Origin of the sequence: Nostoc sp. LPT, from assembly GCF_017115165.1 — a bacterium.
In the GTDB taxonomy this organism is placed as follows: Bacteria; Cyanobacteriota; Cyanobacteriia; order Cyanobacteriales; family Nostocaceae; genus Nostoc.
Map to the genome: position 1 here is coordinate 1 of NZ_JABXKF010000160.1, position 22,917 is coordinate 22,917.

A 22,917-nucleotide genomic window follows, 5' to 3' on the forward strand; every position below is an offset into this window, starting at 1 on the left:
AATTCGGGTGGTCGTTTATTGAATTCGGGTGGTCGTTTATTGAATTCGGGTGGTCGTTCATTGAATTCGGGTGGTCGTTCATTGAATTCAAGCAGTGGTTAGGGTGGGGTAAAACCCAGATTCAAAGAACAACGTAGAGACTTGTGTGTACACCGTAGCGCCTTTTAGGAGAGGGAGGCTGGGAGGGAGAGGTCTGTCGAACTCACGTAATAATTAGGTGCTGTAGAATGCTTTAACCCTGACCAGTTTTGCATTTTAAATTCCCTGAAGGCGAACAGCGTCTCCAAGAGTTGGGCTGACTGCTAGGCTAAACTTATAGCAATGAGACACTTGTTGCCATGTCTGTCGCCCAAGATTTAGAATCCCCAGAAAATGTTATATTTCCCCCAGGGGATTTATATAGTGACGAACCGCCTTGGGAAAGTGACTTGCATCGGTTGCAAATGACACTGCTCATCCAATGTTTGGAGTGGCTGTGGCAAAATCGCAAAGATTTTTATGCATCGGGTAATCTCACCATCTACTACAGTCCACGCCAACGCAAATCAGAAAATTTCCGGGGGCCAGATTTTTTTGTCGTATTGGGGACTGAACGCAAACCCCGTAAAAGTTGGGTTGTCTGGGAAGAAGATGGCAAATATCCCAATGTAATTATAGAAATTATCTCGGATAGCACAGGCGACACTGATAAAGGCTTAAAAAAACAAATTTACCAAGATATATTTCGCACACCAGATTACTTCTGGTTTGACCCAGAAACGTTAGAATTTTCAGGGTTCCATTTGCTGGATGGTGAATATCAACCGCTAGAACAAAATCCCCAAGGCTGGTTATGGAGTCAACAGCTAGGTTTATATTTAGGGGTTGTTCAAGAAAAATTACGCTTTTACACTCGTGAAGGAGAACTGATTCCCACACCGGAAGAAGTGGCACAACACCAGAAACAACGTAGCGATCGCTTGGCAGCAAAACTGCGAGAATTAAATATAGATCCAGATACTATTTAACTTCCACGCTGTCTTGCTTGTGCCTGTTGACTCAAATGCTATGGATCTTCAGGAAAAACCCATTTTGGCGGTTCCGTCATTTTTTTGTGCAGACGTTCTTGTGCCAACTCCAGCATTTTGTCTAAGGGAGTCTCTTCAATAAATTTTGTGGCTGACTCTCTAAACTCGATATTGGGGCATTTATTCCCTAAAACACACCCGTTAACACAGGCTACAGCGCAGTTAATCTTTTGCTCCACAGTAAATTCCTCTCTCTAAAAGTTATGAGTTATAAGTTGTGAGTCGTGATTTTCATCTCTAACTCTTTGCTCTTAACTCTTTACTATCAGGCATGACCTACAAGTAAATTTTACCTTGCCAGTTGGTATCTCATTAGTTTAAATACTTACCATTTAAAAACTTATGAGTTATAAATTAACGCGGTGTGCAACTTTATAGCAAAGTGCTGAGTGCTGAGTGCTGAGTGCTGAGTAGAAACCCAGTTATATCATGGCTTTTAGCAATCAACATTGTCCTAACTTATGTGGCTACGGCTATATCTCAAACCTAACCCCCAGCGCCTTCCCTACTAGCGTTGGGCAGCAAGACTTAAAGCCTCTCCCTGAAGCGGGGAGAGGAATGGAAGTGGGGTTTTAAGAATAAGTCGCACATCGCGCAAATTATGATTTTTACTTTTTACTCTATAATAAAGGGCGCTCATGTCAGAACTCTTTGCTACTACTGGAACTATAGCCGCGATCGCCACTGCTGTTGTCCCCCAACAGGGTAGTGTTGGGATTGTGCGGGTGTCCGGTTCTCAAGCAATGGCAATCGCCCAAAGTCTCTTTCATGCACCAGGGCGACAAGTTTGGGAAAGTCACCGGATTCTCTACGGTTACATTCGCCATCCCCAGACGCAACAAATGGTGGATGAAGCCCTGTTGTTGATGATGAAAGCACCCCGTTCTTACACCCGTGAAGATGTAGTGGAATTCCATTGCCACGGGGGAATTATGGCAGTGCAGCAGGTATTACAACTGTGTTTGGAAAATGGCGCCAGACTAGCGCAACCTGGAGAATTTACCCTCCGCGCCTTTTTGAATGGACGATTGGATTTAACTCAAGCCGAAGGTATTGCTGATTTAGTGGGAGCTAAATCGCCCCAAGCGGCTCAAAGTGCTTTAGCTGGTTTACAAGGAAAATTAGCTCATCCGATTCGGCAGTTACGCGCTAACTGTTTGGATATCTTGGCAGAAATTGAAGCTCGGATTGATTTTGAGGAAGACCTTCCCCCGTTGGATGATAAAGCAATTATATCAGCAATCGATAAAATTGCCGCAGAAATAACTAGGTTATTGGAAACCAAAGATCAAGGTGAGTTGCTACGCACTGGTTTAAAAGTGGCAATTGTCGGGCGTCCAAATGTGGGTAAGTCGAGTTTATTGAACGCTTGGAGCCGGAGCGATCGCGCCATTGTGACTGATTTACCTGGCACAACCCGCGATGTGGTGGAATCTCAGTTAGTTGTTGGCGGAATTCCCGTACAAGTACTAGATACAGCGGGGATTCGGGAAACAACAGACCAAGTAGAAAAAATTGGCGTCGAGCGATCGCGTCGTGCCGCCAATGCAGCTGATTTAGTCTTGCTTACCATTGATGCTTCCACAGATTGGACAGAAGGCGATGAAGAAATTTATCAGCAGGTGCAACATCGTCCGTTGATTATAGTTATTAACAAAATCGATTTAGTAGAAGAAAGCGATCGGGAAAACCTTCAATCCAAAATCCCAATTGTACTGGAAGCACACCAAATGTGCGATCCGAAATCTACAATTGTCACAGCAGCAGCCCAAAATCAAGGTATTGATGCTTTAGAAACAGCAATTTTAGAGATAGTTCAATCTGGAAAAGTGCAGGCGGCTGATATGGATTTAGCCATTAACCAAAGGCAGGCAGCAGCCTTAACTCAAGCTAAAATATCTTTGGAACAAGTACAAGCAACAATTGTTCAGCAGTTACCTCTTGATTTTTGGACAATTGACTTACGAGGTGCGATTCAAGCTTTGGGAGAAATTACTGGAGAAGAAGTAACAGAATCAGTTTTAGAGAGGATTTTTAGTAAGTTCTGTATCGGGAAATAAACAGCAAAATTGCCAAATTTAAAAGGAAGTAGCAACCTGTAATATGTAGAATTTCTGAAGGGGTGACAAAGAAGCAACAAAGTAGACTAGTACCGCAAGGCGGAAGTCAAAAGTCAAAAGAATTGTATTTCGGGCTTTTACACCATTTGAAATGGTATGTTTATTTACGCCGTGCTGTACTAGATAAGAGACAATTTATAAAGTAAATCTTTAGACAACAAGACGACGCAGCATGATACGAGTCATGACAGCGTATATGGCAGCTTCACTCACAACCACTTTCAACAACAGTCCCAGACCATTCGTGAAAGACTAAGATAAAGTGTCTTTTATCAATCAGTTAAAATACTCAAAATAACCTTAATAAAAATTTTGACAGATTCCTTGCTGGTTCTAAAATGAAATTGGACTTCATCGCTGACACACCCTAGCTTATGCAAGACTTTAGACAAGAAATAAATGCCAGAGCTTCTATGGATTTGGAACAGCGAAGGACTTGGTATTCTCCCGTTGCGGATGTTTATTACAACGCAAGAGCACGCTATCCAAAGGAACTAATCGATCGGTCTGTCGCTTTAGCCCAACTTTCTTCAGATGCATCGATTCTTGAAATTGGTTGTGGTCCAGGAAATGCGACGGTGGCTTTTGCTCAATTTGGTTTTTCAATGACGTGTATTGAGCCAAACCAGGATTTTTATCATTTGGCACAACACAACTGCGATCAATATCCAAAAGTTACAATTTGCAATACTTCATTTGAGGAGTGGGAACTAGAAGCAAAACAGTTCAATGCCGTTCTATTTGCCAATGCCTTTCACTGGATACCGCCAGAGATTAAATATACCAAGGCAGCATCGGCAATGTGTGATAACGGTTTTCTTATCCTACTATGGAATCTGACCCCAGAACCGAAATACGAAGTTTACCAAGCGATCGAGGAAGTGTATCAAGCTTATGCTCCCTCATTTGCCCGATATGACGGTGCAGAAATTCAAGCGGACATTTTGAGGGGGTTTGGACAAGAGATTTTAGACTCCAATTGTTTTAAAGAGTTGGTTGTCGAGCAAACTGCGTGTGAAGTCACCTATAGCATTGATGACTACCTCAAGCTTTTGAGTACCTTTCGGAGACTAGAGCCACAAGCCAAAGAGTTACTATTTGCAGGATTGCGGGAGAAGCTAGAAAAATTTGGAGATAGCGTACAACTCTCGTTTCTTTCTGCTGTTCATGTTGCCCGCAAAGCACCCGTAAGAGATTAAGAGAATTGCACAAATGCCTTTAATTGTAAGTCGAAAACTTTTATGAAACTCTACTATGTAACTTTAAATAATACAGATGAAGCACGGCAAATTGGTCGGGCATTACTGGAATGTAAGTTAGCAGTTTGTGTCAATTGGTTCCCGATTACTTGTGCTTATAGTTGGCAAGGAGAAATTACTGAAGAACCAGAAGTTGTTTTAATTGTCAAAACTCAAGATGGTTATGCTTTAGAAATAGAAAAACTTATTCAAGAGCATATTACTTATACTAATTTTATCGCCGAAATTCCTCCGACAGCAGTTAATCAGGGTTTTGTCAATTGGTTGAATGCAGAAGTTTCACTGCGCTAACAATAGAAATTACCTAAGAAGACAGCAAAAATAAAGGTATACAAGGTATAAGAGCAGAGAAAATAGCTGGGAGCAAGATATGAACCTGCCACGGGTATGATTAACGCTCCTGCAAAATATGAAACAATAGAATACTTTTTAAATAGTGTATTTGCTACTACAAGTTATGCCTCGAAAGCCTGATTATAACTATTTTACTGGAGGTCAAAAATGGCAGTTCTCAAACTAGAAAATGGAACTCTCCACACCGATTTAATTCACATTTCCCAGGAATTAGCCCCCCTGAATATTCAAATTAATCGCCTGACTGTAGCAAATAACCCCAAACTCCAACATTTGTTGGCACAGGATAGTCTCAACGAAGATGAAAAAGAACAAGTACTCAAAGCAATAGATAGTTACTTTGAGCAACTACAACAGACAGCCGGCTATAAATCTCGTGATTTGGTTGTCCTTCATCAAGGGATTCCTAACCTTGATGAGTTAATGGCAAAGTTTGACCAAATTCATACCCATGCAGATGATGAAGTCCGCTACATCATTGATGGAGAAGCGATTTTTGGTTTTGTACTTTCTGATGGTAGTCAAGTAGAACTGACAGTGCAACCAGAAGAATATATCAACATCCCAGCCGGAACCGAACATTGGTTTTATCTCACCCCAGCAAGGCGGGTGAAAGCAGTACGCTATTTCATCACCACAGAAGGTTGGATACCTCAATATACAGGCATAGAAATTCACACTCGCCAACCCCTGGGGAGGTAAATTCTAAATTATCAAACATTACAAATTACAAATCAGTATGAAACGGATTGTTTTTTGTGACTTTGATGGCACTATTACAGTTGACGAAACTTTTGTTGCAGTTCTGAGAAAGTTTGCACCAGTACTTTCTGCAAAACTCCTGCCTGAAATGTATGCAAAAAGGCTGACACTGCGAGAGGGAGTCAAGGAAATTCTGCAATCAATTCCATCTGCAAGTTATCCAGAAATTCTGGAATTTACTAAACCTCAATTGATGCGTCCTGGGTTTATAGAATTGTTGGATTTTCTGGAGTGTCAGGGAGTTTCATTAATAGTAATTTCTGGAGGGCTACGGGGAATGGTAGAGGTTGTTTTGGATGAGATAGTGCATAGAATAGAGAGAATTTATGCTGTAGATGTCGATATTAGCAGTGCTTATTTAAAAGTAAATTCTGAATACGAAGGAGATACAGAACTGATGGCTAAGGTGCAGGTTATGGATCAGTACCCAGCCGATGAAAAGATCGCTATTGGTGATTCCATCACCGACTTAAATATGGGATTGCAAGCTTCTGTTGTCTTTGCACGCTCTCCTTTAGCACAATATTTAGATGAATACCAAAAACCCTATATTTTCTGGAATGATTTTTTACAAATCCGCGATTATTTAGCAAAATCATGGAGTTAAACCCAACAATAGCAGATCCTCGTTTGCAACTAATTGCCACTGCTCGGTATTTTTACCAACAAGGTTGGATGGTAGGAACTGCCGGCAACCTCTCTACTCGATTAGCTGATGGTAGTTTTTGGATTACAGCTAGTGGTAAATCTAAGGGTGAGTTATTACTCAACGATTTTGTTCTCATCGCTCCAGATGGCAAAATAGAAGCATCAGCAAGCCAGGGGCTACCTTCAGCTGAAACAGCTATTCATCAACTACTTTACCGCCTGTTTCCAGAATCACTTGCTTGTTATCATATACATTCTATTGAGAGCAATTTGGTTTCTCGCTTGGTTGAAGGTGATACTTTACCTTTACCGCCGCTAGAAATGCTCAAAGGTTTGGGAGTTTGGCAAGAAAATCCCTGTTGTGTAATACCAATTTTTGCTAATCATCTCCAAGTTGCCCAGATTGCTGGTTATATTGAACAACGCTTTGCCGTCACTCCACCGCAAATATCCGCATTACTAATTCGGGATCATGGTTTGACAGTTTGGGCTTGTTCTCTTGAAGCTGCTCGTAATTATATTGAGTTATTAGACTACATCTTTCGCTATATGGTTGCTGCCATTCGGTCAGGCATAAATATCTGAATCAGACTAACTATTGACTATGGACTTTTGATTATGAACTAATAGCTAATAATGCTGGAGTGCCAAAATAAGATATTGTTTTGGGTTTTCATGCTCCCTACAAACGGAAGTTTACTAAGTTAGTAGGTTAGGCAAAATAGCTGTAGAAGTTATAAGTTATGAGTGATAAGTTATGAATTTTTAACTTATCACTTATAACTCATAATTCATAACTCATTTTCTGTAGCGATCGCTCTTGGGATATTACCAACAGTTGCCAGTTGCACTGTAAAGGTAGAACCTTCAGATAATTTACTTTTTACAGAAATAGATCCACCACAACGCAGCAGCAATTGCTGTACAATTGTTAACCCTAACCCAGCACCACCATAATCTTCGGTTGCTGCTGTACGCACGCGATAAAACCGATCAAAGATTTTGGGAATTTCGTTTTCGGCAATACCAATACCTGTGTCGCGGAATTCTAATTGGACATAATCGCCTTGATTACGGGCACGCACCCATACTTGACCTCCATTAGGGGTAAATTTAAGACTGTTGTGTAGTAGATTAATTACAATTTGTCTCAGCTTACCAGTCACGCACCAAACAGATGGGAGTTCAGTCGGTACGGTGTAGGCTAGCATAATTCCTTTTTCTTGGGCTACAGGTTGGTAAGTACTGACTACTCCAGGTACTATATCTGAGAGACGCACCAACTCCAAAGTCGTCCCCTCCAAATTCTGTTCTAGCTGCACCAGTTCCAAGAAACCAGTAATCAGGGAATTTTGCCGATCGCACTGGGTATTTAACATCTGTAAATAACGTTGTCGCTGTGGGGGTTTAAGATTAGGGGAATTTAATAACGAAAGTGCTGTCTTCATGTGCGTCAAGGGTATACGCAGTTCCTGACAGACATTTTTCAGGTATTCATCTTTGAGTTGCTCTTTGTTATGCAGTTCTTGATTTTGCTGCTCCAACTTATTAGTGCGTACTGTGATGATTTGACGATTAATTTCATCTTGTCGGAGGAGTTGTTTTGCCAAGAGTTGATTCATCAGTGCGGCTTGGGGCACGGTTGGACAAATAAAACTAGCAGGTAAAATTGAGGATGATTCTGGTGCAATCGCTTGTTGGATACCATTTAATACTTGCTGAATTACTCTCCCCTCAACAGTAGTTATAATCAGCAACGGCTGGTTTTTATTAGTATTTACCTTCCCCGATGTCTGATTTTTGCGTTTTTTAAGTGGTCGATGAGCCAAAACTAAACTGCAAAACTGGGGCGATAACACCATTAGAAAGTTTTCCCGTCGCATTTGGCTATCTGGTGGTAGGTGAACGGGGACATAATGAGAAGATGGGGATGAGGGGGATGAGGTAAAATTTTCTCCCCTTGCTCCCCCTACTCCCTCATCTCCCCCTGCTCCCCCTTTCTTACTCTCCTCAATCTGGCAAGTATAAATGAGACTAGACGCACCTACCGAGGATTGATAACGCGCTAATTCTGATTGCCAAATTTTATCTGGTGGTAGCTTCACCCAGAGAGTGGCTGCAATTTGCTGCTCAATGAGTAAGTCAATTTGCGCTCTTACCAGTGATAGCAGAGTAGCAGGACTGAGGGACAATGGTTTAGGAGGCGTTTGCACTCCCATAACCAGTTGATAAACAGACAGATCCTTAGCCAGAGAAACATTCATGAGTCAAGCACAACTTGGATGAAGCAAGAAATAATTCTGTCTTCGATTTTCACCTTTATATGTGCATTTTTTACAAAATCCCCACGGAAAGAAACATTAATACCAATTCAAAATTCACGCATTCAAAATTCAAAATTAAGAAAGCCAGACAGAACAAAGGTTTGGAAGTATGTATCTGTCGCATTCTTTTTTCAAATTGGTATAACTATAAAAAACTCTACCTAGAGGGGGAATGGAGAATAGGGAATGGGGAATGGGGAAGTAGTTTGCAATACCCAATCCCAATGCCCAATGCCCAAATTAAGCTTGTACGTTAAGTTTTTGCTGTAAAGCGTCGCGTGCGTGTTCTCGGTCGTCAAAATGGATTTTTTCGGTGCCGAGAATTTGGTAGTCTTCGTGACCTTTACCAGCAAGCAATACTCCATCACCGGGTTGTGCTTGTAAAATAGCGGTACGAATTGCGATCGCCCGATCGCAAATTACTGTTGGCTGCACTGTGTCAGCTATTCCCGCCAAAATATCTTGCAAAATCCTTTCTGGATCTTCAGTCCGGGGATTATCTGATGTCACCACTGCCACATCAGCTAACTGGGCGGCAATTTTACCCATTTTTGGGCGCTTAGTGCGATCGCGATCGCCTCCACAACCAAATACACAAATTACTTTGCCAGGTATAAACGGACGCGCAGCTTTCAATAAATTTTCCAAGCTATCGGGCGTGTGGGCATAATCCACAATCACGCTAATATCTTGCTCAGTACTAATCTGTACCCGTTCCATCCGTCCGGGAACTCCGGGAAACTCAGGTATCACAGATGCCACTAACTGCAAATCTAGCCCTAAGTGCAAAACTGCTGCTACGGCTGCTAAAAGATTTTCTAAATTATATTGTCCGACTAGGGGCGATCGAAAAGCCACGTCACCTTTAGGTGTATGTAATGTCCCACTAACACCATTTGGCTGGTAACTTAAATCGCTCATCCAGAAATCAGCGCTGTTGTCATTGACGCTGTAACTCCAAACCCGTTGGGAATCCAACGACGCAATTAACCGCTTCCCGTAAGAATCATCAGCATTAATTATTGCCCGTCCCTTGAGATAATTAGGACTAAACAATAACGCTTTGGCAGCAAAGTAATCTTCCATATCGCTGTGATAGTCGAGATGGTCTTGAGTAAGATTACTAAATACCGCCACCTCAAATTCACAACCCAACACTCTACCTTGGGACAAAGCGTGAGAACTGACTTCCATTACCCCGAACTCACTCCCAGCATTTACAGCCTCTGCTAGCTGCTGTTGCAGTTCCACTGCAAAAGGGGTAGTGTGGGCAGCAGTTTGCTCAAAACCTGCCCAACGAGTGTAGAGAGTTCCCATCAAAGCTGTAGCTAAATTAGCTTGCCCTAGCAGAAATTCAATTAAATGAGTAGTTGTAGTTTTGCCATTTGTACCAGTTACGCCTACCAACTTGAGTTTTCGCCCTGGATAACCATAAAAAGCACTAGCTATCTGGGCACAAGCTTGAGTTATGTTACTTGCACTAATGACCACAGCCTGATTTGTGGGAGGATTTTTTTGTGCAGCTTCGGGAGAAACGATCGCAGCTACCGCCCCCGATGCGATCGCACTTTGCCAAAATTCCCCACCATCAACCCGCGTTCCTGGCATTCCAATAAACAAATCTCCCACACGACAAGCATGGGAATTCGTCTTTAAACCCCTAATTTCCACATCTTCCAAAGTTGGATAACTAGGCAATTGCTCAACACTGTCTACCGCTGTTAGTAATTCCCGCAATTTCATTTTGTGAACCTCGTCACATTCTCGATCTTGCGCTTATTCTGCATTATTTTTTTCTAATTGGCTAAATATTTACGCAACATTTGCTCCAACTGTTGCACACTAGCACGAGGAGAAGGACGCGGCAATGGTTTCTCACTTCCCTCTTTTTCCTCTGTGCCTCTGTGGTTCGATAAATAAAGTACCGGCACTTCATACTCATACGCAGCAAACCAATCTTCACGAGTCGTAATATCCCTAATTTCCAACTCGAAACTGAGATTTTGGATTTGTTCTAGCTTTTCTTGCAAGCCTTCACATAAATGACAGCCGGGTTTACTGTATAAGATTAATCGCATTTGTTAATTAATTACCATGAACACTATTTTACATATCACCAAAAGCGAACAATGGGAACAAGCAAAAATCCTCGGAACTTATCCTTAAATATAATTATCGTTGCGAGAGGGTGATTGCGCTCTTTCTGCTCAAGCTTGTGCAATTACGGTATGGTTATCAAAACCGAATCCTTACTATTGGCGCTCAACTAGCATAGTTGTCACCAGGGCAAATCGATTATTTATTTAGGTAGTAAATTTAGCGTGCAAAAATCTCCATATCAAATCAGGTCTAACTTAGTAAGATTAATTCAAGATTCTCAAGATACTTATCCAAATTTGGCATCAAGGCTAAGGGAAATCAGTAGATGGATTGCTGATAAAAAGTCTGGACAACTGGTATCTAAAAAACACGTAATGCTTCTTTTGGAAGAGTTGATAGAAGATGCAACATTTTGGTTAGAACTACAATTAATACCTAAAGAGGACAAGGATGCTGAACTTTCCTCACTGACACCAATAGAGATGTATTGGTACGAATATTTATTCCCCCTTTGGATTAATGAGAGAGATCCAAAAAAAGAAACCTGGAAAAAAGAATTAATGGCTGGTAAATTCCAAGCAAACGATACTTCTTTAGTTGAGAAGATATGCCAAGTAATAGAGTTTCTTGGAGGTGATACATTTCATTTTTATATTGCGGATTTATCAATGGCAACAGATTTATTCCCTTCTGGACTAACCAATTTACCTCTTTCTGTTCAAATAACTACTATTCAAAATACACTTTCTCAACCAAAGCAGCAAAAATGGTTAGATACTTTACAATATTGGGGAATTGATCGGGGTTTGTTTGTAAGTTACAACCACCTGCTTGTTTAAGTGATCAGAGAATATACTGAATGCAGAGGGGACGGAGGAGGAGAGATGAGAACAGAAGAGTTTAATGTGGGTGAGTATGTTGATCAAATGGCGTTGTTGTTGGATTTGCAGCTAAGAGATGAGTATCGTGATGGTGTGGTGGCAAATTTTGAGAGAATTAGTGCGATCGCTAATCTTGTAAATTCTTTCCCTTTACCAGAGGAAATTGAAGTTGCAACAGTTTTTGAACCATAATCAATCGCTTCAAAAATAGCTATATTGATGTTTAAATATTTTTACTGAGTTTGAAATATAACTATAAATTCCGTAGTCCAAGCTTGGGAGAGAGATTTAGAGTGAGGGCTTTTGATTCATGAAAGAAGTCTAATGACCAAATTCTGTGACAATGATTAACAATCAACCAGAATACTGTATTTAAGCTACTCATGAGCCAAAGTTCTCAAAACAGACCTTTACCAGGCAAACCTGTTCAATCATATTTCCAGTGGTTATACGCTTTTTGGAAATTCTCTCGCCCTCACACGATTATCGGTACAAGTCTAAGTGTTTTGGGTTTATATTTAATTGCCATTGCCATAAGTAGAGACGCGATTAATCATATCTCTACAGACGCGATGAATCGTGTCTCCACGTATTCCTTACTCCCTGTCTTCGGTGCATGGATTGGTTGTCTATGTGGCAATGTCTACATTGTGGGGCTGAATCAATTAGAAGATGTGGAAATTGACAAGATTAATAAGCCTCATTTACCCTTAGCGTCTGGTGAGTTTTCTCAACAAACTGGGCAATTAATTGTCGCTTTAACTGGGATTTTGGCGCTGGTTGTGGCGTGGCTAACTGGCCCGTTTTTATTGGGTATGGTAGCAATTAGTTTGGCCATTGGTACTGCTTATTCTTTACCGCCAATTCGCTTAAAACAGTTTCCCGTTTGGGCGGCGCTGTGTATTTTTTCGGTGCGCGGTACGATTGTTAACTTAGGGCTATATCTGCATTACAGTTGGGCGTTGCAACAAAGCCAAACAATTCCGCCCGTGGTGTGGGTGTTGACATTATTTATTTTGGTGTTTACCTTTGCAATCGCTATCTTTAAAGATATCCCCGATATGGAAGGCGATCGCCTCTACAATATTACTACTTTCACGATCAAACTTGGGCCCCAAGCTGTGTTCAATCTGTCTCTTTGGGTAATAACAACCTGTTATTTGGGAATAATTCTGGTTGGGGTGCTACACGTCGCCTCAGTTAACGCCATATTCCTGGTAATTGCTCATTTGGGGCTGTTGGCTTGGCTGTGGTTGCGGAGTTTGACGGTAGACTTACAAGATAAAAGTGCGATCGCTCAATTCTACCAATTTATCTGGAAACTCTTTTTTATAGAATATCTGATTTTTCCTATCGCTTGCCTTTTGGCTTAGACAATGCTAGAAACCTTTCCCACTAGTTCGATTATCGCTGCTGTTGTAGTTGTTCTGAGTCTGTCAATCCTTGGCTATTTCGCTTGGAAAACTTTGATCACCTCAGACTTGTTTCAAAAAGGCATCAATCTTGCCCAAGCAAAAGATTACCAAGGTGCAGAAGCAGCCTTTCGCAAAGTGATTTCCATCAACTCTACAAATGATGTAGTGCGCTTGTTTTTGGGAGATGTTTTAAACCAGCAAGGACAAGTAGAGGAAGCAACAGAATTATTTCGGGAAGTGATTCGCCGCAGTCCGAAAAATCCTGATGCTTACTTGCGTCTGGCGAATATCCTCATGCAGCAAGAGCAAGAAGAAGAAGCTAAAAATAACCTGCTACAAGCTAAAGATTTATTACAAAAACAGCGCCAACCTGAAAAAGCTCAAAAAATCACTAAACTGTTAGATAAAATGAGTGCTAAGTCAAGCGAATCTTAACTTTAATGAGAATTGCAGAGATTAAATTTTCCTGTTGTGTCTCCTAATTTTTTGCCATTCTCATCATAATGATGGGAATGGTTTTTATTTGGTAACTTACTAGTGCACACTAGAATTATGTCCGTAATTTCCGCAAGTTTGACCACTCTATTCATAGCCATTAAAATTGTAATCGGATGCGCGACAAGCTCCATAGCCACAATTAATTGATTTAGGCTTAATAAGAGAAAATCTTGGGAATTTTAAATGATTTATTTTTGTAAAACAGCGATGATACTAACAGCCTTTTTGTTTTGTCAAGACATATTGTAGTCTCCTTAAGGAGTACAGAAATTAGACACACTGTATCAGTAATATTTTGGTACTAGAATAATATTAAGCAAAACAGAGATTTTATAGATTAAACAATCAAGTATTTATGTCAAATATAATATCAGAATTTTGGACTAACTTTTTGACATCAGAATCATTTATTCCACATGGACATTGCTATCTATGGCAAACGAATTTAGTTTGGTTACACATATTATCTGACGCATTCATTGCACTAGCTTATTACTCAATTCCAGCTACACTCTTCTACTTTGTTCGCAAGCGACAAGATTTGCCTTTTGATTGGATTTTTTTGCTGTTTAGTGGATTTATCGTAGCTTGCGGCACCACTCATTTAATGGAGATTTGGACACTTTGGCATCCAATCTATTGGATATCGGGATTTCTCAAAGGAGTAACTGCAACAATATCTGTAATTACAGCAGTAGAGCTTATACCTTTAGTTCCACAAGCACTGGCACTTCCTAGCTCTACTCAATTAGAACAAGCAAATCAACAACTTCAAACACAAATATCCGAACGTTTATGGATAGAGGAGGAACTGCGAAAATACCAGAATCATCTCGAAGAAATGGTTGCTGTTCGCACCAATGAAATTACTAAGACTAACGAACAATTACAACAAGAAATTCTTGAACGCCAACGCATCTTAGAAATTCTCCGACAAAGCGAAGAACGCTACCGTTACTTGGCTGAGGCAATTCCTCAACTTGTCTGGACAACTAAACCTAACGGTGAATGTGATTTTTTTAATCAAAATTGGTGTGAATATACCGGGCTAACATTAGAGCAATCTTTGGGTTCTGGTTGGTTAGCTGCATTGCATCCAGATGATCTTCAAAGAGCTGATAAAGTATGGTCTGATGCTGTAAAAAATAGCACTATATATAACAATGAATATCGCTTTAAACGAGCTGTTGATGGCTCCTATCGTTGGCAGCTAGCGCGAGGTTTACCACTCAAAGATGAGCAAGGTTTTGTAGTCAAGTGGTTTGGAACCTGTACAGATATCCACGAACAAAAACAAATACTTGAAGAACGAGCGCACCTGCTGGAATTAGAACAAGTAGCACGAGCAAAAGCAGAAACAGCCAATCGAATTAAAGATGAATTTTTAGCTGTCCTCTCGCACGAACTACGCACTCCACTGAATGCAATTCTCGGCTGGTCAAAGTTGTTGCAAACCCGCAGGTTAGACGAAACAAAGACATCTGAAGCACTAGCCACAATTGAGCGAAATGCTACCTTACAGGTTCAACTCATTGAGGACTTACTGGATATTTCCAGAATCTTACAAGGCAAACTGACACTGAATATTACGAAGATTAATCTTAAGTCTACGGTATTGTCGGCACTACAGACAATGCAATTAGCAGCAGAAACAAAATTGATTGAGGTGAATACAGTATTTGAACCGGGTGTAAGGCAAATCATGGGCGACTCGACTCGTTTGCAGCAAGTCGTCTGGAATCTCCTTTCTAACGCAATCAAATTTACACCCAGGGAAGGAAAGGTAGAAGTGCGACTCCAGGAAACTGATGGCTATGCTCAAATAATCGTTAGCGATACGGGTAAGGGAATTAACGCTGACTTTTTGCCATTCGTGTTTGATTACTTTCGCCAAGCAGATAGTACCTCTACGAGAAATTTTGGTGGATTAGGATTGGGATTAGCAATTGTGCGTAATATCATCGAAATGCATGGCGGCATCGTCAAAGCAGATAGCCACGGTGAGGGTCAAGGGGCAATATTTACTGTTAGCTTACCGCTTCTGGCAGATGAAAGTCCAAGGCTAACGGATGAACAAAACTACCCTGCACTTTTAGCTACTAACTCCTTACCTCTGAATGGCATCCGGGTTTTAGTTGTCGATGATGATACTGATTCGCGAGATTTTGTTGCTTTTGTATTAGAACAAGATGGGGCTTTTGTAATGGCGGTATCTTCTGCTGATGAAGCATTACAAACCTTAGCAGAGGTAAAGCCAGATGTGTTGGTCAGCGATATTAGTATGCCCGATATGGATGGCTATATGTTAATACATGAAGTGAGAACTCGAACACCAGAACAAGGTGGACAAATTCCAGCAATTGCCTTGACTGCCTTTGCGAGAAACGATGACTACGAAAAAGCTCTAAAAGCTGGGTTTCAGATGCATTTATCCAAACCTCTTAACCCAGAAAAATTAATTGCAGCCACTGTTAAACTTATAGAAACAAAAGTGTCAGCAATTACCTAAAAACGACTTTTTACTTTTAATAAAGCACCATCTATTAGACTTCTTATCTGAATCAATGAGCTTTCACCCTAAATCCCTCTCCAAGGTTGGGAGAAGGACTTGGAAATTGTCTCTTGTGTACAAATAGACATTTTTATCCTACATTCCGCACCCGGAAGTGTCACAAGCGGTAATTACTGAAATAAAAAAGTTAAACAAGAATAAAATCAGACATATATAGCCAAAAAAGACACATGATAAACTATGAATGTTTAATTCTCCCAGTCAAACCTGTTATCAAGAAGGAACAATAAGAATAGGAAGGATGTGAAATTGGGTTTGATAACTAAATGACTATGCAAAATGTCTAACGAGTGAAGTTTAACTGATAATTGGTTCTTTTAACCTAAAATTAGAACATCTGAACTGAGAGCTACCAATTAAATAGAATAGCTCAAGGATGGGAAATGCATCAACTAGCTTACAAATATAATAAGTAAAAATAGTTAGGTAACAAAGTGATAGTAATGAAGGCAATTTTCTGGGAGTAAATTCAATATGAAATTTCGATTATCATTCCAATTAGAAACTTGCTGTTGTTGATTAAATGTGACTAAATGAATCGATTGAAAACATTGAAATAACCACCTTAATGAGGGACGGTCAGTTGATTTACCAAGTTTATTTTTAATTTTTAATTTGGATTCAGATAACGCTGCTCGTATTTGTCTTGCTTATTGGACTTCCGAATTGGCGGCGTGGTCTTCATGATTGCTCTGGGCTACTGTCCCGTTTATGCACTGTACATTGATTGCTAAATGTAGGTCTTGGCAAAATGCTGACGTAGCAAATCATGGACGAAGCGATAACCACCACCGACTCGTTGCAGAAATAGGCGATTTGTGCAGTAATTAAGGAACTGTGCATAATTCCAAGGGATGTAACCGCTAGACCAGAGAATTACACGCAAAATAAAGTGTTTAATAGCAGGTGTTCCACTTCTAGGTATTGCAATCAATATTCCAAATAATAATCCTAGTATTAGGTTAGAAGTTAAAGCTAATTCTAAATTATTATTCTGTTGTGTAATCGTTTGGAATAAAAATATTAGTAATGCCACGAATAAAGTCACTGCTGATATAATAATAGTATTGATAACGGATTGACGAATTCCTTGATTTGGAATAGTTTTACTTTCTATTTCTACTGTATTAATTCCAAAAGCTATCCCTGCACCTAAACCCAAAAATAGCCCTGCTAATAATCCAAAAATTAGCCCAAAAGTAATCGTAAAACTTAGGCAAATAAATAATAAAACTAGAGCAATCATCGGTACTCCCAGCAATACAGGTAATAAACTAATTTCATTATGTAGCCAAAAATATTTTCCAAAATCAATTATCAAAATAAAATACAAAAACAGCCCAGTAGAAAACCCTAAAAATAGTCCACTAATTAATCCGTAAACTAAACCATAAATCACTCCATTAAAAGATTTTTTAAGAGATATTTTTATATTTTCAACAGCTTGAATATCTTCTCCAATCAATCCAAAAATTGATGCGAACAACATTCCTATTAGCCCATAAATTATACCCGTAATCATCAGTAAAAACGTATTTTCCAATATAAGCTCTGCCCGAAATACTTCAATTAACATACTAATCTGTCTAAAAAAAAGTTCATAAATTAGCCCGATTAGCCCATAAGCTAGTCCAAAAATCAGACCAATATTTAGCGATTTCAAGTTAATAATTTTTTTTAATTTATTTTCTATTAGTTCTTCAATTAATCTCATACCCTGTATACTAAGTAAAGCGGAAAAAATTCCATACATTAACCCTATAATTATTCCTAAATTTAGTAAAAACAATAATAATGAAAATCCTCCCATCAAATTTGTTAAGCCATAAAATAGCCCAAAAATTACTCCATTAGTTAATCCATAAATTAATCCAATTACTCCATTCATAAAAACACTAATTAGTCTTATTGTAATTTTCATGGTAATTTTTTTTAAAAGGTGAAATAAATTATCTTCTTTTGTTTTCTTTTCTAATAAATTGTCAATATAATCATGAAACAATCCATAAATCAACCCGAAAATAAATCCTATAATTAAACCATTAGTCAGATATTCAATCAATCTAAAAGCTAACTCAAAAATCAACCCTCCAATCAGCATTCCAATAATTCCCCAGGAAATCAAATTATAAATATGCTTTTGGAATTTATTATTCAAAAAATCTGGCTGTATCCTTTCAATCAAAAATTCAGTTGCACTTTCCTTAATTAGTTGATGTGCTAACCAGCCTAACCAACGCAAGGTATTTTCTTGTTTAGGTTGTTTTTTATCCTTATAAGGACGTTTGAACATTATATGGATATAAGCATCAAACAGATAGCTTAAACGTTCCTCGGAAGATTTGAACTGCTGCCAAATTGGAATTGATATTTTTAGAGCAGAAATTACAATGACATTTAATATAAACGGTGTTCTAGCTAATTGTTTTAAATCTTCATTCTGATTAATACTCTCCCACAATTGTAAATTACTAGTGTTTTGTAAATGTAAATATTGATAGACTTGCTCTTGAGTAAAAGGGCATAATTCCAAGGAGTTATTTAGTTGTAGTAGAGTAGCATAATGCTGATACTCTTGAGTGCGACTACAAACAACTAAAGGATTGCTCCATCCAGAGTGTAGAAAATCATTAATTTTTCTAACACATAGTTCTTGACGTTCTGCTGCTATTTCATCTAAACCATCTAGTAAGGGTATAATTTCTTGATTATCTACCCACTTTTTACCAATATCTTTCCGTACCCCGTATTTATCTTTAAGCTGTTCAATTAACCAATCTTTAATGCTTTGATTATCCTTTTTCCAAGTAAATAAAGAAAATAGCACTGGTATGGGATGTGTAAGATTATCATTGGCACGTTTTATTAACTCCTCAGCCAGCTTAAGAAGCATGGTAGTTTTTCCGGCACCAGGCTGACCTAAAATCAATAATCTACCTGCAATATCTGGCTGGTCAAAAATTGTGATAATTTCTATATTCTTTAGACGAACTTTAGGTTTAGAACCAACTTTAACATCCATCTCCCAAGGAGATTCTACCTGAGATGGATTTTGCTCTGCTTCTAGAACAACATAAATCAGATTATGTAAAGAACTATTTATCCGACTTTTTACTTCAATGCTGACTTGCTTTAACAATATTTGTCGGACACGGTTTCTGGAACTTGATGATTCACTACTATCTTTACGTCCAATAATAATATTAATTATCGATTTGAAGGCATTACCTTGAACGTAATCTCCTTCAATCCGTTCGTTATAATTACCTCCTCCAGTATTGATATTGCGGTTATCTGGCGGGTTCGGGCCTTCCATATTTTTACATGAGATAAATTTTCAGCCTAGAAGCTGCGGGTTGGTAAACTATGAACTTAGAAGTTTGTTATATTCAGTTCCCTCAATCTTTTGCCTCTAGTTCCTGCCAGCCTTTAATAGCACCAACAATAAAAGCGCCTGCTGGATTATCAATAGCTTTCTCAAATGCAGCCAAGCCACCTTCCTTAACGGCGTTTATTGCACGTTTTTTCAATGATGGATTACTCTCAATTTGCTTGATAGCTTCTGCTGCTACTACCATTTGTTGTGATGTATTAGTGGTCGGATAAGTTTGCTCTAATTGTTTTAGTAATTGCTGAATCTCGGCAGCAGCTTGGGCAAGGCTTTGGGGCTGTCCAGCAGCGTAGTAATTACCTTGGATATAATCGCGTTCAATGCGCTCGTTATAGTTGCCGCCACCTGTGTTGATATTGCGATCGCCGATCACTGTTGTATCTCCTTGAACTACTTTATTGTTATCGCCTTGAACGTTGTTAAAGTTGCCATCGACAGAACCGCCAACTGAAAGCCCACCTTGATTGTTAGTCATAGTACCTGTGACTTCAATAATATTTTGAATAGGTCTTTTAGCCATTGATTTAACTATTTCCGTCAAATCAGTACTTTGCTGACGATAAATTGCTATTTGTTCATCTTTGGCTTGTAAGTGAAATTTGTACTTTTCCTCAACAGCTACTAGTGCTAAGTCGTATTCTCGCTTTAAATAGTTTTCAATTTCCGCTTTTTTCGCGTCGCAAGGAACATTAACCCGAATAATCAAAGCACCATCATTCTTATTTTCAATAGCTTGAATGAATAGTTCTTCACCACCACATTCAACTTGTAGTTTTTGAAATGATGTTAGAAATGCTTGCCAATCAATACCATTACGAAAAATTAAATCAACTGTTTCCAAAGCTTTTTGGAATAGTTTGGTAAACTCTCCAGGCGCAAACTCACCGATACTTGGACGACGTTCTTGATTACCACTTTTCATATATACATACTGGCAATCAATATTATTAAGCTTTGTATCTGCATTGATATTCCAGTCTTCCAAGCAAGCACCTGTAAACTTTGCACCAGTAAAATCTGTTCCTAATGCTTGTACTCTTGTAAGGTTAGTTTCCCGAAAATCTGCTCCAGCAACGTTTGCTTTCCTAAGATTAAACCCTGTCAGATTCTGACCAGAAAAATTCGTTTCCTTGAGATATAATCCAGTTAAATCTGCTGCCGATAACTGTTTATAGACTTGTGCTTGTTGTAACAACCGTCGCAAACGCTGGCGCAAAACTGGCCAGTGAATTGGTTTGGTTATGTAATCCATTGCCCCTACTTCAAAGGCACGGTTGACAGACTCTTCATCATCCAGGGCTGTAATCATCAAGATGGGAGTCCGCTCCCATATTTTGGAGATGACAATATCGTTAGTATCAAAAGTTGCAAGGGCTGAGATTAAATTGTTCCTAGCAATTTGAAGCAACTGCTTACAGCAGGTAAAGCCATCCATTACAGGCATCACAGCATCTAGCAAAACTAGCTCCGGTTTGACAGTCTGGTAAGCATCTAAACACTGCTTACCATCAGAGACCTCGACTACTCGATAGCCTTCTAGTTCCAGAGCTTTACGCAACAGCACTCGCATGGACTTGTCACTATCAGCCACTAAAATCAGTGGTGGTTGCTTAGAAAGAGAAAATGGCCTTATGCCTGACATGAGATAGCATTACTGAGAAAATGCTGGAATATATGCTTAGATACATCCTGAGTATCCAATGTTCCGATTTATAACGCAATATTTCGCAGAAAATCAACGTTAAGCAAAGTTCGTAAAATGTCGGATAACAATTTACTTGTCATGTTATCAAATTAATGTCGTTAAACTTTTAAATTGATGAAATTACCATCCCAGCTATATTGCAGCACTTTGGATTCCCTGGAACAACGGCAGATAAAAAAGACTTATACTATGTGCGTATAATGGGCTAATCCTTGATATAGCCTAACTTGGCAGGGTGCATCCTAGAGCGACAGTAATGTGTTAACGACGACAAATAATTTGTTATCCGACAGAATTTATTTATTTCATAGTTCCTATGTACTATCTCTTCCTGTGTGACAGTTAAAGGTGCGGAATGTGGGTTTTATGAGAGTACACTTGTATCAAGTTAGTTTAATCACTTATAATTCCTGCTATAACCTCGCCAATACGCTTTTGCTCCTCTAAGAGTAAGGAAGGGCTGCCATGGGGGATTTTGACGATCGCAATTAGCCGAACTTGATATTATATGTAAACCAAGCAGGTAAGGTAATAAAAATGCTGAAAAACAAGAATCTACTGGTAGCAGCTATTATCTGCTTGTGTTTGAGTAATGAAAATACTGCCTTTGGTAAAGATGTTGGCGTTATTTTAGCAAAAATTAAAAATACTCAGTCCGCAGTTATTCAAAACAAAAACGCAGTTGCTAACTTCGAGCAAGGAAGCAATCTCTATAAACAGGGAGATTTAAAAGGAGCAGAGGCGGCTTTTCGGAAGGCAATTGAACTAGAACCCAATTTTGCACAAGCTTATATTGCCTTGGGAAATACTCTCGACGATCGAGGTAAACCACAAGAAGCGATCGCCCAATACAATAAAGCCATTAGCCTCGCTCCTCAAGACTCTGGAGCATACTTTAATCTGGGTTTGACTTTAGCAAGACTAAATCAGTTAGAACCTGCGATCGCCCAATATCAAAAAGCCATCAGCCTTGAACCCAAGTATGCTGAAGCTCACTATAACTTAGGAAATGCTCTCTACGCTCAAGGCAAGCTCACAGAAGCAGTTACCGAATATACAGCAGCAATTCGCCTCAAACCAGATTATGCACCGACTTACACCCGTTTAGGAAATACTCTGTACGATCGAGGTGAGCTAGCAGAAGCAGTTACTCAGTATAAAAAATCCATTAGCTTCGATCCTAACTATGCAGACGCTTACTATTACTTAGGAAACGCCTTGTACGCTCAAGGAAAGCCAGCAGAAGCAATCGCCAACTATACCGAAGCCATTCGCCTCGCTCCGAAAAATCCAGCAGGTTATAATGCCTTGGGAAATACTCTATACGCTCAAGGCAAACTAGAAGAAGCGATCGCACATTACAAAAAAGCCATCAGCTTCGCTCCCAACTATGCAGACGCTCACTATAATTTAGCAAGTGCTTTTTACGCTCAAGGCAAGCTAACAGAAGCAATCGCCGACTATACGGAAGCGATTCGCCTCGATCCCAAACACGCACAAGCTTACACAGGTTTGGGAAATGCGATGGACGATCGAGGTAAACCTCAAGAAGCGATCGCACATTACAAAAAAGCCATTAGCCTTGTACCTAACGATGCATTCACTTACTATAATTTGGGAATCACTTTGGGAAGAGAACAACAACCAAAAGAAGCGATCGTTAATCTCAAAAAAGCCAGAGAATTATTCCAAGCTGAGAAAAACAAGGAGATGGTTGAGCAAGTTGATCGGCTAATCCAAAAAATTAATACCCAAACGAATTGAATAAACGGATTGGGGATTGGGGACTGGGGACTGGGGACTAGGAAAGAAGCAGGGAAG

The 22,917-nt window shown here is 39.5% G+C and carries 19 protein-coding genes; 13 read left to right on the forward strand and 6 right to left on the reverse strand.

Annotated features, from left to right (window positions below):
• Nucleotides 1-338: 338 nt before the first annotated feature.
• The gene (locus HWQ58_RS30220) at nt 339-1,007 is read left to right on the forward strand and encodes a Uma2 family endonuclease (RefSeq protein WP_292871238.1); all 669 of its coding nucleotides are present in this window, start codon (nt 339-341) and stop codon (nt 1,005-1,007) included.
• A gap of 38 nt (nt 1,008-1,045) precedes the next feature.
• Here HWQ58_RS30220 and HWQ58_RS30225 read toward each other — a convergent pair whose 3' ends face one another.
• A complete protein-coding gene (locus HWQ58_RS30225; protein WP_292871240.1) occupies nt 1,046-1,246 on the reverse strand; it encodes a hypothetical protein in 201 nt (66 codons plus the stop codon).
• A 459-nt stretch (nt 1,247-1,705) separates the two neighbouring features.
• On the opposite strand from HWQ58_RS30225, the gene mnmE reads away from it, so the two are divergent.
• From mnmE to mtnB, 6 genes are all read left to right on the forward strand, one after another.
• Entirely contained in the window at nt 1,706-3,127 is a 1,422-nt protein-coding gene (mnmE, locus tag HWQ58_RS30230; RefSeq protein ID WP_292871242.1) for a tRNA uridine-5-carboxymethylaminomethyl(34) synthesis GTPase MnmE, read from the forward strand.
• Nucleotides 3,128-3,561: 434 nt separating this feature from the next.
• On the forward strand, nt 3,562-4,386 hold the full coding sequence (locus tag HWQ58_RS30235) for a class I SAM-dependent methyltransferase (protein WP_292871244.1): 825 nt from the start codon (nt 3,562-3,564) through the stop codon (nt 4,384-4,386).
• Between the two features lie 42 nt (nt 4,387-4,428).
• Entirely contained in the window at nt 4,429-4,737 is a 309-nt protein-coding gene (gene cutA / locus HWQ58_RS30240; protein ID WP_292871246.1) for a divalent-cation tolerance protein CutA, read from the forward strand.
• A 210-nt stretch (nt 4,738-4,947) separates the two neighbouring features.
• A complete protein-coding gene (locus HWQ58_RS30245) occupies nt 4,948-5,502 on the forward strand; it encodes an acireductone dioxygenase (RefSeq protein WP_292871248.1) in 555 nt (184 codons plus the stop codon).
• Nucleotides 5,503-5,539: 37 nt separating this feature from the next.
• Nucleotides 5,540-6,169, forward strand: coding sequence for an HAD-IB family phosphatase (locus tag HWQ58_RS30250; RefSeq protein ID WP_292871250.1), 630 nt, complete (start codon nt 5,540-5,542; stop codon nt 6,167-6,169).
• Nucleotides 6,160-6,795, forward strand: a complete 636-nt coding sequence (gene mtnB, locus HWQ58_RS30255; protein WP_292871252.1) for a methylthioribulose 1-phosphate dehydratase — start codon at nt 6,160-6,162, stop codon at nt 6,793-6,795. Before HWQ58_RS30250 ends, mtnB begins: the two co-directional genes overlap by 10 nt.
• 206 nt (nt 6,796-7,001) lie before the next feature.
• On the opposite strand, the gene HWQ58_RS30260 is transcribed toward mtnB, so the two are convergent.
• From HWQ58_RS30260 to HWQ58_RS30270, 3 genes are all read right to left on the reverse strand, one after another.
• On the reverse strand, nt 7,002-8,474 hold the full coding sequence (locus tag HWQ58_RS30260) for a DICT sensory domain-containing protein (RefSeq protein ID WP_292871254.1): 1,473 nt from the start codon (nt 8,472-8,474) through the stop codon (nt 7,002-7,004).
• A 300-nt stretch (nt 8,475-8,774) separates the two neighbouring features.
• Complete coding sequence (locus tag HWQ58_RS30265; RefSeq protein WP_292871256.1) at nt 8,775-10,277, reverse strand: UDP-N-acetylmuramoyl-L-alanyl-D-glutamate--2,6-diaminopimelate ligase; 1,503 nt, start codon at nt 10,275-10,277, stop codon at nt 8,775-8,777.
• A gap of 53 nt (nt 10,278-10,330) precedes the next feature.
• The gene (locus tag HWQ58_RS30270; RefSeq protein WP_292871258.1) at nt 10,331-10,612 is read right to left on the reverse strand and encodes a glutaredoxin family protein; all 282 of its coding nucleotides are present in this window, start codon (nt 10,610-10,612) and stop codon (nt 10,331-10,333) included.
• A gap of 243 nt (nt 10,613-10,855) precedes the next feature.
• Here HWQ58_RS30270 and HWQ58_RS30275 point away from each other — a divergent pair, with 243 nt between their 5' ends.
• The 5 genes from HWQ58_RS30275 to HWQ58_RS30295 all read left to right on the forward strand — a co-directional run bounded on the left by HWQ58_RS30275 (nt 10,856) and on the right by HWQ58_RS30295 (nt 15,937).
• Complete coding sequence (locus HWQ58_RS30275; RefSeq protein WP_292871260.1) at nt 10,856-11,473, forward strand: hypothetical protein; 618 nt, start codon at nt 10,856-10,858, stop codon at nt 11,471-11,473.
• A gap of 45 nt (nt 11,474-11,518) precedes the next feature.
• A complete protein-coding gene (locus HWQ58_RS30280; RefSeq protein ID WP_292871262.1) occupies nt 11,519-11,707 on the forward strand; it encodes a DUF4089 domain-containing protein in 189 nt (62 codons plus the stop codon).
• A 191-nt stretch (nt 11,708-11,898) separates the two neighbouring features.
• Nucleotides 11,899-12,888, forward strand: a complete 990-nt coding sequence (locus HWQ58_RS30285; protein WP_292871264.1) for a homogentisate phytyltransferase — start codon at nt 11,899-11,901, stop codon at nt 12,886-12,888.
• A gap of 3 nt (nt 12,889-12,891) precedes the next feature.
• The gene (locus HWQ58_RS30290) at nt 12,892-13,365 is read left to right on the forward strand and encodes a tetratricopeptide repeat protein (RefSeq protein ID WP_292871266.1); all 474 of its coding nucleotides are present in this window, start codon (nt 12,892-12,894) and stop codon (nt 13,363-13,365) included.
• A 418-nt stretch (nt 13,366-13,783) separates the two neighbouring features.
• On the forward strand, nt 13,784-15,937 hold the full coding sequence (locus tag HWQ58_RS30295) for a hybrid sensor histidine kinase/response regulator (RefSeq protein ID WP_292871268.1): 2,154 nt from the start codon (nt 13,784-13,786) through the stop codon (nt 15,935-15,937).
• 793 nt (nt 15,938-16,730) lie between these two features.
• On the opposite strand, the gene HWQ58_RS30300 is transcribed toward HWQ58_RS30295, so the two are convergent.
• On the reverse strand, nt 16,731-19,316 hold the full coding sequence (locus tag HWQ58_RS30300) for an NACHT domain-containing protein (protein WP_292871270.1): 2,586 nt from the start codon (nt 19,314-19,316) through the stop codon (nt 16,731-16,733).
• A gap of 82 nt (nt 19,317-19,398) precedes the next feature.
• Nucleotides 19,399-21,033, reverse strand: coding sequence for a response regulator (locus tag HWQ58_RS30305; protein ID WP_366838901.1), 1,635 nt, complete (start codon nt 21,031-21,033; stop codon nt 19,399-19,401).
• A gap of 600 nt (nt 21,034-21,633) precedes the next feature.
• Here HWQ58_RS30305 and HWQ58_RS30315 point away from each other — a divergent pair.
• A complete protein-coding gene (locus tag HWQ58_RS30315) occupies nt 21,634-22,860 on the forward strand; it encodes a tetratricopeptide repeat protein (protein WP_292871272.1) in 1,227 nt (408 codons plus the stop codon).
• Nucleotides 22,861-22,917: the final 57 nt, after the last annotated feature.

What these genes read in the sequence shown, in the direction of transcription:
- HWQ58_RS30220 (WP_292871238.1), top strand. Translation starts at nt 339, where the DNA reads ATGTCTGTCGCCCAAGATTTAGAATCCCCAGAAAATGTTATATTTCCC.
- mnmE (WP_292871242.1), top strand. Translation starts at nt 1,706, where the DNA reads ATGTCAGAACTCTTTGCTACTACTGGAACTATAGCCGCGATCGCCACT.
- HWQ58_RS30235 (WP_292871244.1), top strand. Translation starts at nt 3,562, where the DNA reads ATGCAAGACTTTAGACAAGAAATAAATGCCAGAGCTTCTATGGATTTG.
- cutA (WP_292871246.1), top strand. Translation starts at nt 4,429, where the DNA reads ATGAAACTCTACTATGTAACTTTAAATAATACAGATGAAGCACGGCAA.
- HWQ58_RS30245 (WP_292871248.1), top strand. Translation starts at nt 4,948, where the DNA reads ATGGCAGTTCTCAAACTAGAAAATGGAACTCTCCACACCGATTTAATT.
- HWQ58_RS30250 (WP_292871250.1), top strand. Translation starts at nt 5,540, where the DNA reads ATGAAACGGATTGTTTTTTGTGACTTTGATGGCACTATTACAGTTGAC.
- mtnB (WP_292871252.1), top strand. Translation starts at nt 6,160, where the DNA reads ATGGAGTTAAACCCAACAATAGCAGATCCTCGTTTGCAACTAATTGCC.
- HWQ58_RS30260 (WP_292871254.1), bottom strand. Translation starts at nt 8,474, where the DNA reads ATGAATGTTTCTCTGGCTAAGGATCTGTCTGTTTATCAACTGGTTATG.
- HWQ58_RS30265 (WP_292871256.1), bottom strand. Translation starts at nt 10,277, where the DNA reads ATGAAATTGCGGGAATTACTAACAGCGGTAGACAGTGTTGAGCAATTG.
- HWQ58_RS30270 (WP_292871258.1), bottom strand. Translation starts at nt 10,612, where the DNA reads ATGCGATTAATCTTATACAGTAAACCCGGCTGTCATTTATGTGAAGGC.
- HWQ58_RS30280 (WP_292871262.1), top strand. Translation starts at nt 11,519, where the DNA reads ATGAGAACAGAAGAGTTTAATGTGGGTGAGTATGTTGATCAAATGGCG.
- HWQ58_RS30285 (WP_292871264.1), top strand. Translation starts at nt 11,899, where the DNA reads ATGAGCCAAAGTTCTCAAAACAGACCTTTACCAGGCAAACCTGTTCAA.
- HWQ58_RS30290 (WP_292871266.1), top strand. Translation starts at nt 12,892, where the DNA reads ATGCTAGAAACCTTTCCCACTAGTTCGATTATCGCTGCTGTTGTAGTT.
- HWQ58_RS30295 (WP_292871268.1), top strand. Translation starts at nt 13,784, where the DNA reads ATGTCAAATATAATATCAGAATTTTGGACTAACTTTTTGACATCAGAA.
- HWQ58_RS30300 (WP_292871270.1), bottom strand. Translation starts at nt 19,316, where the DNA reads ATGGAAGGCCCGAACCCGCCAGATAACCGCAATATCAATACTGGAGGA.
- HWQ58_RS30305 (WP_366838901.1), bottom strand. Translation starts at nt 21,033, where the DNA reads ATGTCAGGCATAAGGCCATTTTCTCTTTCTAAGCAACCACCACTGATT.
- HWQ58_RS30315 (WP_292871272.1), top strand. Translation starts at nt 21,634, where the DNA reads ATGCTGAAAAACAAGAATCTACTGGTAGCAGCTATTATCTGCTTGTGT.